Origin of the sequence: Salinarimonas sp. (assembly GCF_046292825.1) — a bacterium.
GTDB lineage: Bacteria > Pseudomonadota > Alphaproteobacteria > Rhizobiales > Beijerinckiaceae > Salinarimonas.
The window spans coordinates 18397-29014 of record NZ_JBKBQG010000049.1 but is presented as its reverse complement, the minus strand read 5'-3'; the positions used below and the strand labels follow the sequence as shown (position 1 = coordinate 29014).

Annotated in this window: 10 protein-coding genes and 1 pseudogene; 6 read left to right on the top strand and 5 right to left on the bottom strand. The window is 68.9% G+C overall.

What is annotated here, in order from left to right:
• Positions 1-180: 180 nt before the first annotated feature.
• Positions 181-996, bottom strand: a complete 816-nt coding sequence (locus ACK4UM_RS18025) for a protein-disulfide reductase DsbD domain-containing protein (protein WP_409802074.1) — start codon at positions 994-996, stop codon at positions 181-183.
• Between the two features lie 208 nt (positions 997-1204).
• Here ACK4UM_RS18025 and ACK4UM_RS18020 point away from each other — a divergent pair, with 208 nt between their 5' ends.
• Together ACK4UM_RS18020 and ACK4UM_RS18015 are read left to right on the top strand one after the other, a co-directional pair.
• On the top strand, positions 1205-1810 hold the full coding sequence (locus ACK4UM_RS18020; protein ID WP_409802072.1) for a YqgE/AlgH family protein: 606 nt from the start codon (positions 1205-1207) through the stop codon (positions 1808-1810).
• 130 nt (positions 1811-1940) lie between these two features.
• The gene (locus ACK4UM_RS18015; protein ID WP_409802068.1) at positions 1941-3329 is read left to right on the top strand and encodes a glutamate--cysteine ligase; all 1389 of its coding nucleotides are present in this window, start codon (positions 1941-1943) and stop codon (positions 3327-3329) included.
• Positions 3330-3390: 61 nt separating this feature from the next.
• Here ACK4UM_RS18015 and ACK4UM_RS18010 read toward each other — a convergent pair.
• Positions 3391-3567, bottom strand: a pseudogene (locus ACK4UM_RS18010) (DUF6894 family protein); the annotation flags it as partial.
• Positions 3568-3954: 387 nt separating this feature from the next.
• On the opposite strand from ACK4UM_RS18010, the gene ACK4UM_RS18005 reads away from it, so the two are divergent.
• Positions 3955-4788, top strand: a complete 834-nt coding sequence (locus tag ACK4UM_RS18005; RefSeq protein ID WP_409802076.1) for a DUF3800 domain-containing protein — start codon at positions 3955-3957, stop codon at positions 4786-4788.
• Here ACK4UM_RS18005 and ACK4UM_RS18000 read toward each other — a convergent pair.
• Together ACK4UM_RS18000 and ACK4UM_RS17995 are read right to left on the bottom strand one after the other, a co-directional pair.
• Positions 4760-6145 carry a trehalose-6-phosphate synthase gene (locus ACK4UM_RS18000; protein WP_409802065.1) on the bottom strand — a complete coding sequence of 462 codons (1386 nt, stop codon included), beginning with the start codon at positions 6143-6145 and terminating at the stop codon, positions 4760-4762. The two genes, ACK4UM_RS18005 and ACK4UM_RS18000, sit on opposite strands and share 29 nt — an antisense overlap.
• A 56-nt stretch (positions 6146-6201) precedes the next feature.
• Positions 6202-6966: a glutathione S-transferase N-terminal domain-containing protein gene (locus ACK4UM_RS17995; RefSeq protein ID WP_409802063.1), complete on the bottom strand. Its 765-nt coding sequence runs from the start codon at positions 6964-6966 to the stop codon at positions 6202-6204.
• 79 nt (positions 6967-7045) lie between these two features.
• Here ACK4UM_RS17995 and ACK4UM_RS17990 point away from each other — a divergent pair, with 79 nt between their 5' ends.
• Positions 7046-7402 carry an ADP-ribosylglycohydrolase family protein gene (locus ACK4UM_RS17990; protein WP_409802061.1) on the top strand — a complete coding sequence of 119 codons (357 nt, stop codon included), beginning with the start codon at positions 7046-7048 and terminating at the stop codon, positions 7400-7402.
• Between the two features lie 132 nt (positions 7403-7534).
• Here ACK4UM_RS17990 and ACK4UM_RS17985 read toward each other — a convergent pair whose 3' ends face one another.
• The gene (locus tag ACK4UM_RS17985) at positions 7535-8629 is read right to left on the bottom strand and encodes a hypothetical protein (RefSeq protein WP_409802059.1); all 1095 of its coding nucleotides are present in this window, start codon (positions 8627-8629) and stop codon (positions 7535-7537) included.
• A gap of 563 nt (positions 8630-9192) precedes the next feature.
• Between ACK4UM_RS17985 and ACK4UM_RS17980 the strand changes: the two genes are divergently transcribed.
• Positions 9193-10122: an endonuclease/exonuclease/phosphatase family protein gene (locus ACK4UM_RS17980; RefSeq protein WP_409802056.1), complete on the top strand. Its 930-nt coding sequence runs from the start codon at positions 9193-9195 to the stop codon at positions 10120-10122.
• Between the two features lie 58 nt (positions 10123-10180).
• Positions 10181-10459: a hypothetical protein gene (locus ACK4UM_RS17975; protein ID WP_409802053.1), complete on the top strand. Its 279-nt coding sequence runs from the start codon at positions 10181-10183 to the stop codon at positions 10457-10459.
• Positions 10460-10618 lie beyond the last annotated feature (159 nt).

Sequence of the window (10618 nt, the reverse complement as noted above, 5' to 3'; positions counted from 1 at the left end):
TCGTCCAGATCAACGCCGTCCTCGCCAGGGGCACCCCATGGGTCGAAAATGCCGCGTGAATATTAGTTGCTTCCCCTGCGCACGCTACGCGTGCTCCGGCCGGGGATGACACCGGTGGAGCGCTCACCCCGTCGGCGCGACTACCTTGATGACAGCCCCGAGATGAACATCCACACCGTCTCACCGCTCGACCTCGACGAGCGTCTCGATCGCCGCGCCGTCGGCGACGAGGGTCAGGCGCACCGGCAAGGGCCCGTGCGCGTCGCGGGGCGCGTGGGCGATCTCGACGGCGAAGGTGCCGTCGGGCCCCATCTCGGCTGCGGGCGCGAGGAACCAGGAATGGTCGGGCCCCTCGGCGAAGAGCCGCGCGCCGGCCGGCGCCTCGACGCGCACCGCGAGCGTGTGGGCGTCCCGCGGCTCGACGCCGTGCACCGCGAGGCCCTCGTGCGCCTCGCCGGGGGCGACGGCGACGGGCACCGCCTCGCGCGCCCGCACGACGGTCGGATCGCTCGCGATCGGCTCCGCGGGCAGATCGAGCGTGGCCGAGCCCTGGGCGGGAATGCAGATGTCCTTGCAGACGCCGTAGAGGAGATCGAGCGCGAGGACGACCGGCGCGTCGGGATCCTCCGGGATCACCCGCACCGGCCAGACGACATGCTCGAGATAGCCGAAATAGGCGCCGAACGCGTCCTCGAAGCGCTCGGGCGCGGGCCACTCGACCTCGATACCCGCCACGTTCGTCGAGGCCGACCAGTCGAGCTCCGGCGGGATGCCGGAATCGCCGGGCGTGCGCCAATAGGTCTTGTAGCCCCCGTCCATGACGATCTCGACGCCCGCCCAGCGCGCCCCGTCGGCCTCGACCGGCCCCGCGACGAGGCGGGCGCGGGAGGCGTGGTCGGTCGACCAGTCCGAGGCGCCCGCGTCGACCGGCGTCGCGGGGTGGAGCGTCGCGAGGAGGAGGGCGGCAGCGGCGGTGACGATGTGGCGGTCGGGCATGCGTGGCTTCGTCCCGTTCTGAGAGCTCTGGCGAGCGACGCGAGCGCCGCGCGCGGGAACTCCCGCCGCGGGCTCCGCTTGAATGTCGGAGCGGCTGCACGATTTCGCCAGTGACGTTGCCGTGAGGATCGCTCACGAGCGCGCGGGCGCCGCGCCTTCGGGGGCTGGACTTCGCGCCGGCTCGGCGTAGCATGGGAGGATGCCGACGATGCCACTTTCCGAGGACGCATCCATGCCGGGCTATCTCGACGGACAATTGCTGGTCGCGATGCCGGGAATGCTCGACGATCGGTTCGAGCGCAGCGTCGTCTACCTGTGCATGCACTCCTCGGAGGGCGCCATGGGCATCGTCATCAACCGGCCGGCGGGCGACCTGTCTCTGCCCGAGCTCCTCGTCCAGCTCGACGTGATCGGCGCGGAGGAGACGATCCGTCTGCCCGAGCCCGTCGGCGGCATGCCCGTCCTGATGGGCGGCCCCGTCGAGACGAGCCGCGGCTTCGTCCTCCATTCGGCCGATTTCTTCCTCGACCAGTCGACGCTCCCCATCGCCGACGAGATCTGCCTGACCGCCACCGTCGACATCCTGCGCGCGATGGCGCGCGGGCGCGGACCCAAGCGCGCGATCTTCGCGCTCGGCTATGCCGGCTGGGGCGCGGGCCAGCTCGAGAGCGAGATCCAGAAGAACGGCTGGCTCTCCTGCCCCGCCGATCCCGAGATCGTGTTCGCGCCCTCGCCCGACATCAAATACGATCGGGCGCTGCGCGCGATGGGCATCGAGCCGGCGATGCTCTCCACGGTCGCGGGCAATGCCTGAGCGGCGGGCGGATTTCACGTAACCGTGTTGGGGATGCCGCGCCGCGGCGGCGCGATTGCGGCTTTTCCTCGAACCGCCTATCTAGCGGCGAGGCTCGCGCCGGGCGCGGGCGCCGCAACGAGGACGAACGATGGCCCGCGACGTTTCCGATGCGACACCGATCACGTCGCGCGACGAGCTCGTCGCCTGGGTCGCCGAGGGCGAGAAGCCGCGCGAGGCCTGGCGCATCGGCACCGAGCACGAGAAGGTGCCGTTCTACGTCGCGGATGCGCGCCCCGTCCCCTTCGACGGCGCGCGCGGCATCGAGACCGTGCTCGAGGGCCTGATGGGGGCCACCGGCTGGCAGCCGATCACCGACCGCGGTCGGTTGATCGGCCTGTTCGAGGGCGACGGCGGCGGCGCCGTCTCGCTCGAGCCGGGCGGCCAGTTCGAGCTCTCCGGCGCGCTCCTGACGGACGTCCACGCGACCGCGGCCGAGCTCGACGAGCACCTGCGGCTCCTCGCCGGCGTCGCCGATCCGCTCGGCATCGGCTTTCTCGATCTCGGCATGAGCCCGCTCTGGAGCCGGGAGGAGACCCCGGTCATGCCCAAGAGCCGCTACGCGATCATGATGGGCTACATGCCCAAGGTCGGTCGGCTCGGGCTCGATATGATGCTGCGTACGGCGACCGTGCAGGTGAACCTCGATTACGCGAGCGAGGCCGACATGGTGCGCAAGCTGCGCGTGTCGCTCGCGCTGCAGCCGCTCTCGACCGCCCTGTTCGCGAACTCGCCCTTCACCGAGGGGCGTCCGAACGGCTACCTCTCGATGCGCTCGCAGATCTGGACGGACACCGATCCGCACCGCACCGGGATGATGCCGTTCGCCTTCGAGGACGGCTTCGGCTACGAGCGCTACGTCGATTGGCTCATCGACGTGCCGATGTATTTCGTGAAGCGCGGGGACGTCTATCACGACGTCGCGGGCGCGAGCTTCCGCGATCTCCTCGCGGGCCGTCTGCCGCAGCTCCCGGGCGAGCGCGCCACGCGCTCGGATTGGGCGAACCACGTCTCGACCGTCTTCCCCGAAGTGCGGCTCAAGCGCTTCCTCGAGATGCGCGGCATGGATGCCGGCCCGCGCGAGATGCTCGTCGCCGCCCCCGCCTTCTGGGTGGGGCTCCTCTACGACCAGGGGGCGCTCGACGCCGCCTGGGATCTCGTGCGCGATTGGAGCGCGCAGGAGCGCCAGGCGCTGCGCGACGCGGTCCCGCGCGAAGGGCTCGCCGCTCGCATCGGCGGCCGCTCCCTCGCCGAGATCGCCCGCGACGCGCTCGCGATCGCCCGCGAAGGCCTCGCGCGCCGCGCCGTCAGTGGCGGGCTTCGTCGCGACGAGACGGGCTACCTCGATCCCCTGGACGAGATCGCAGCGACCGGAAGACCACGCGCCCGCGATCTGCTCGACCGGTATCACGGTCGATGGGGCGGATCGGTCGCGCCGGCCTTCCGCGAGTGCGTGCTGCTCGATCCCGCGCCGGCGTGACCGCCTCGTCGGCGGTCTCGCGCGCCTCCGCGAAGGGGACGATCTCGCACTCCCCCGCCTCGTCGTAGACGTAGACCGACCAATCGTCCCAGGCGGGATAATCGGGAAGCTTCGCCATCAGCTCGCGGGCATAGGCGATGGCGCCGCGCCGCTGGTCGCCGGTGCGACGCACGCGGCGTCCCCGGTGGTCGACGAGTAGGTGCACACCGTCGCTGGCGTGCAGATAATGAACGCTCACGGATTCCTCCGTCTCTGGACGTCGGACGTGCCCCCGCTTTCGTCTTGTTTCCCAGGAGAATCGCGTCGCGCGACGAATGCACCCCCACGCGCGTGTCTTTTGCGCAAACTCCCCGACTTCCCCGTTATCCACAGGGGTTTCGGGGGTGATCGGGGCGGCACGAACGGAGGGCGCGGCGCGGATGCGAGCTTGACGTTTTATCCGACGAGTCTACCCTCGGTGGCCGTGCAGGAAAGGCGCGGGTACGGATTGAAAATTTCTTCAGCAAGAATGCGGTTGACTCTTGCAGAGGCCTGCAAGGCGGACTAAGTTCGAAACTGGAGATGCGGAGGCTCACGCCACGCGCTCATTCCGGGGCCCACGCCATGTGCGTGGGCTTCCGTGTTTATGATCTTCGCTTACCTCGACGAATTCGGCCATATCGGGCCGTGGTATGGCGCCGACCATCCCAAGCACAACACCAGCCCCGTTTTCGGGGTGGCGGGTATTCTGCTGCCGGAGCAGGCTGTGCGCGGCTTCAGCGGCCATTTCCTGAACCGGAAAACCGATCTTCTGGATTTTGAGATCAGGAGAGCAGACAAACAGCCTTACGAGTGGGAAAAGAAGGGAGCAAACCTCTTTACCGCGAGATCCATTCTGAAATATCCCAACATACGATCGACCGCTTTTCGCATAATAAACCACGTCGAAGCCTGCGGAGGGCGGATATTCTACTACGGCCGCGAGAAATGGTCGCAAACGGAGGATGTCAATCCAAATGGGTTGTATAAAACGATATTCGCGAACTCGATTCGACGCATCGATCGGTTCTGCAATCGCATAAACCAGAATTTTGTCGTCGTCATCGACCAACACGCGGCCCGGCCGATCTTGCTCAGGTCCGCCACACAGACGATGTTCGGCAACGCGCCGGCGATGAGGCTTGCAAGCCCTCCGTTCGAAGTCGAAAGTCACCTCAATCAGAACATCCAAGCCGCCGACTGGATCGCCGCAATCGTGGGGCGAATCTGGAGCTTTCGCTTCGCGCCCCAAGACTTCGCCCATCTGCAGCCGTACGAGACGTATTTCTGGAGCCGCTTGCACCGCCTCACGGTGCAGAGCACGGTCGAGAGAGCGACACGACGAAAGCCGCCGGAACGGGGCCCCCAGGTCGGCACTCTCGGCGAGGCACTGATCGCGGCCGGGTTGAGCCCTAACGCCGCCCCTCCAAAACCCCGATGAATTCCGCCGCCCATTCGCGCGTCGTGTTCGCCGCGATGCGCGTCATCATGCGCCGCCAGCGCTCGGTGCGCTCGTCGAGCTCCATCTCGAGGGCGCGGGCGATGGCGGCGGCGGTGGCGTCGGTGTCGTAGGGGTTGACGATCAGCGCGCCGTCGAGTTCGTGCACGGCGCCCGCGAAGCGCGAGAGGATCAGGACACCGGGGTCGTCCTCGGGCTGGGCGGCGACGAATTCCTTGGCGACGAGGTTCATCCCGTCGCGCAGGGGCGTCACCAGGCCCACCTTCGCCATGCGATAGAGCCCGGCGAGCGAGGTGTGCGGGATCGGCGAGTTGACGTAGCGGATCGGCACCCAGTCCACATCCCCGAAGGCGCCGTTGATGCGGCCGACGTGCTCGGCGACCTGCTGCTCCATCTGCTGGTATTCGGGCACCTCCGAGCGCGAGCGCGGCGTGATCTGCAGGAGGCTGACCGCATCGCGGCTCTCGGCGTGCGTCTCCATGTAGCGCTCGAAGGCCTCGAGCCGCTGGCCGATGCCCTTCGAATAGTCGAGCCGGTCGACGCCGATGATCAGGTCGCGCCCGCGCATGGAGCGGCGCAGGCGCACGGCGAGCTCGTCCTGCGCCGCCTCGCGCGCCAGCGCGACGAAGGCCGCGGTCTCGATGCCGATCGGGAAATCGCGGGCGAGCGGCGGGCGCGCCGCCGCCTCCGGCAGGTCGCGCGCGAGGCAGGCCTGGAAATTCTCCGCGTCGAGCGGCGTCTGGAAGCCGACGACGTCGTAGGCGGCGAGCCCCGACAGGAGCCGCTGATAGGCGGGCAGCGCGCTCGAGACCTGCGAGGGCGGCCAGGGAATGTGGAGGAAGAAGCCGATGCGGTTGCGCACACCCGCCGCACGCAGGGCGGCCGCGAGCGGGATGAGGTGGTAATCGTGCACCCAGACGATGTCGTCGGGCTCGAGCAGCGGCGCGAGCACGCGGGCGAAGCGCTCGTTGACCGCGAAATAGCCGCGCGTGTCCTTCGCGCTGATCTGGATGAGATCGAGCCGGAAATGGCAGACCGGCCACAAGGCCCGGTTGGCGAAGCCGGCGTAGTAATGCTCGTGCTCGCTCTCGTCGAGGTCGATCGTCGCATAGGTGACCGGGCCGCGTCGGCGGCTGCGCGGAGCGTCGGACGCCGTGCCCGTCTCGACGGTGCGGCCCGACCAGCCGAACCACAGCCCGCCGCGTTCCTTCAGCGCCGCGTCGAGGGCGACGGCCAGGCCCCCCGCCTGGGTCTTGCCGGGATCGGGAACCCGGTTCGAGACGACGACGAGGCGGCCGCCCTTCGCGCGGCCATCGGTCTCGGCAGTCTCGGCGCTCAATCCGGTCTCCTCCTCGTCGCTCCCCGCCGCGACCATGCGCCAAGGAGCGCGCGGGCTCAACCCGGCAGGCGGCCATTCGTCTCGCCGCGGCGATGTTCCGCGTAGATGCGCGCCACGAAGGCGAGGGCCGGCTCGGCGCGCCAGCGGGCGATCTCGTCGGAGACCGCCGGCGGCAGCCGGATCGACCCGTAGAGATCGCCGACCGGGCATTGCGGTGGGGCGAGAAGCGGCGAGAGCAGGGCCGCGGCGGTGAGATCGGCCCGGCCGAAGGCGCCGCCGACGAGATGCGCGCCGCCGCGCGCCGCGAGCGTCTCGCCGAGCCAGGCGAGTTCGGCGCCGAGCCGCCGCGAGAGCTCGGGCAGATGCTCGGGCGAGGCGCGAAAACCCTTGCGCATCAGGAGGCGGGTAAGCGGCCAGACGAGCCGCGCGAGCCGGGCCTCGCCGGGCGGAACGCCCGTCAGCAGCGCCTCGCGCACGCCCGATCGCGGATCGTCGAGGGCGGCCGAATAGAGGTAGCGGCGCACGAGCGGACCGATCGCGCGCACGCAGCGCGCCTCGATCTCGGCATCGCCCCCCGGCGGATCGAGCGCATCGAGGATCGCCTCGCTTCCCTGCAGCATCGCCCCGTCCGTGCCGACGAGGACCGGGACCTGCGTGCGCGGAAGGCCGAGCCTCTTCGCGCGCCACGCATGCAGGCCGGGCGCCCAACGCTCCTCGTCGTAGACGATTCCGGCCCGATCGAGCGCCCAGCGCGCCCGCTCGCCGAAATGCGACACCGAGAACACGATCAGGCGGGGGCGTGCGCGCGCGGGAGACGTCATCGGCAGGGTCCTCGTCGGTCCGCCCCGACGCGGCGCGCAGGGCTGGGTAGCGAGGGGATTAGCATGGCGGGGCGACGATGTGGCGCCGCTTGCGCGGAGAGCGGGAACGCGCCACCCGAGGTCAGCTGCCGGTCCCTCGATAGGCGACGTGCCGGACGCGGCCTTCGAGGCGGCCTGGCCCGATCTGTCGGGCTACGTGGTCCATTCGCTGCAGGCGGCGCTCTGGGCGGTGGCCCGCACCACCGACTTTCGCGCCGCGGTGCTGCTCGCGGCCAATCTCCGCGAGGATGCCGACACAACCGCCGCCATCGCCGGCCAGCTCGCCGGCGCGCTCTACGGCGCCTCCGGCATTCCCGCCGCGTGGCTCGATCGGCTCGCCTGGCGCGCGCGCATCGAGGAGGCCGCCGCGGCCCTCTACGCGAAAAGCCTCGGTTGAGGCGCGCCTCACCCGCGTCTCATCCAGGCGATGTCCCGGGCCTGCTCGTCCCCGGTCGAGACGAGCACCTCGAGCGAACGGTCGCTGGGGTCGAGCCGCGCGTAGAGCCATACCTCGTCCTCGGGGCATCGCTCAAGAGCGTGCCGAACCGCGCAACGACGACACCCGCGACCGACGGTTCTCCAGGAGGCGGTGGATCGCGAGCGTGAGCGCTCCGGCGAGGCCGATATGGATGACGGCCGTGGCGGCGAGCTGCCAAAGCGCGACGATCGGCGGATCGGGCAGGACGAGGACGAGGATTTCCCCCAGCAGGAAATAGGTCAGGGTGAGGCTGCCGATCCGATCGATCGGCGCGAGCGGCCTCTCGGGCAGATGGGGGCTCACGATCCGACATGCGGCGAGCAAGACGAGCACCGAGACGATCCCGAACGCGTAATATTGCAGGGCGTTCGTGCCGCGATAGATGTCGAAATGAACGATCGATCCCGCGAAGCTCTGCGGCCCGATCCGAATCACGTCGAGGGCGATCACCAGGAGCGCGCCGAGCGCGACCGCGCTCGCGCCGATCGCATGACCGCGCCGGACGCCGCCGGTTCCGACGATCGTCGCGCCGAGCAGCATGCCGAAGGCGACGAGGGAGAGGCCATGGAAGGCGCTCGGTCCCCACTCGCCTCCCAAGCCGAAGACGAGGGAGCCGGGTACGCTCAGAATGTCCGGCCACGGCCCCTCGAGCGCGTCGAGCGCGGGCGACGCGAGCCACACCGCGAGCAGGGCCGCGACGAGACCCGCTGCACCGTAACGCTCGCGCAGAAAGAGGAGCCCGATCGTGGCCGGAAGGAGCAGCACGTAGAGCTGGAAGATGGTCCCGTTGCTCACTCGGGCGAGAAACGGCAAGGCTAGAAGCGCGGTTTCGAGGTCCTGATGACCGGCGGCGAAGCCGGTCAGCACGACCACGACGAACGCCGCATAACATTGCAGAGACCGGCGAAGGATGCGGGCGCTCGTGCGCGTCGGTTCGTCGCCGAAGCGTGGTCCGTAGACGATCGCGACCATGATGCCCAAGATCACCAGCAGCGCCGGCGTCGCCGTCCGCGTCGCGAGCGTCAGCCAGAGGCCGACCGCCTGAAGCTCGGATTCAGCGACACTGTGCTTGATCAGCACGTGTGCGAAGATCGCGAACGTGACCGCGAGAAATCGAAACCGGTCGAGGTAGAGGATACGGCGCATGCTTCCGGCGGAACCCTTCTTTCGGTAGGCTGCGAGAAGGTGGGAACCGTCGGATGGCATTGCGTTTCCGCGGGGGCGACGATGTAGCACAAGCCTCGTCGAGCCCGGCTCGGGATCGCTCTACGCGACCGATTTCGACACGGCGCACGTGGCGCCGTTCACGCAAGCGGCTATGTGTCCGGTGACGCGCCGGCTGATCGACGCCACCTTCGCGACGCTGTCGCCCACTGGAACTCGGCCACGGCGGCCGAGCGCGATCTCCTGCAGGCGACCTTCCGCGCCGGCATCCGTCTTAATGGCGCGACGAGGGTCACGAGTTCGCGTCCGAGCCCCCCGGCGAGCACGCTCTCCAGGAGCACGTGGTTCGTCGACGACGATTACGACGAGGAGAGTTTCTTCGTGAGACAGGCGTATTTCTTGGGTGCGCAAGATCCGTTTGAGGCTCTCAAGAGTGCGTTGGAATTCGAAGTTGACGGCGACGCTTGGGAGGAATTGTATAGCCCGGTGTCGCGCCGGTTCGCCCGGCCGAGATCGGGGCGGATCGGCGCGAACGTGGCTTGACCGTGGAACAGCACCGAAGCTTCGCCGCGCCACCTCATCCGACCGCCCGCATCCTCACCTGGAACGTGGAACGCAAAGATCCGTCCTCGGCGAAGGGCCGCGAACTCGGCGCGCGCATCCTGGCGCAGGCGGCCGATCTCGTCTGCCTGACGGAAGCGCACCAGGGATCGGCGGCGGCGCTCGGGTACGAGGAGATCTCCGCCGAGGGGGTGCACTGGTCGCCGCAAAAGCCGTCGGAGCGCAAGGTCGTGCTCGGAGCCAAGAGTCCTTGGACGGACATCAACGAATACGGCAACGAGGGGCTCCAATCCGGCGCCTTCGTCGCGGGGACGACCGAGCTGCCCCTCGGCGTCGTCCGCGTGATCGGCGTCTGCATCCCCTATCACGCGGCCTCGCCCTTCGGTCAGCGCCCGAAGGCGCGGCAATGGTCGGAGCACCTGCGCTTCCTCGACGCCCTGCACGCCTATCTCGCGGCTCGCGAGCACCGTCTGCCGCTCGTCGTCATCGGCGACTACAATCAGTTCCTCCCGCGGATCTGGGGGTCGAAGGCCGCTCACGAAAAGCTTCTCGAGGCGCTCGGGGCGGCGCGGATCGTCACGGGCGGTCGCTTGGCGATCGTGGAGCGCCCGAGCGTCGATCACATCGCGATCTCCGGTGAGCTCTCGGCGCGCGCCGTCTGGGGCATCGACGAGCACGATGCCGGCGGCAAGCCCCTCAGCGACCATTTCGGCGTCTGCGCGGACATCGCCGTCGAGCTCGGCGCAGCGAGCGCCGGAGGAACTCGGCCGCGAATGCAGGGCCCTTCTCCCCCGACAAGGTCGCCACCACGATCGCCGGGCTTCCCGAACAGGGAAGCCCGCACCGCTATGGCCTTCCGCAACACGCCGCGGCTGGAGGCGGAGGCGGCGTCGCGGGAGATGGCGGTGATGTGAAGCAGCAGCTCTCAACGCAGATCCAGATTGTAGAAAGTGGATCGATGAGGTGCCGGGCATGTACAAGACCGCTTCTCGAAATGCACAGCGTCGGGCAGCACGCACGCGCCACAAGCGACCGTACCCTCCGCTGAAGAAGCGGCGCGCGATCGTCGTCGAAAAACCGAACGCGCTGAAGGAACTAGAGGCTGGCTACGAGCCGCCTCGCAACGCGGAAAAGCACCGGATTCGTGCAGCAAGGCGCATGAAGAATGTCGTCGTGGTAAAGCGAAAGAGGCGAAAAGCGAAGCCGAGGACCGCCGCTCCCGACGGCGGCGACGCAATCGACACGTGCTAGGTGTCGGCGGTCGATCGTCGTCGGCCTTCGGCAATTTGGCCACGCCCCAATTCGCCTCAGCCCGGCCCTTGCCGATGCCGGCGCCACCTTCGCCGCGATGCGCGAAAAGGCGGTCCGGTCGAAAGATGGAGGGACCGCGACAAGCGACGAATGAAGCTG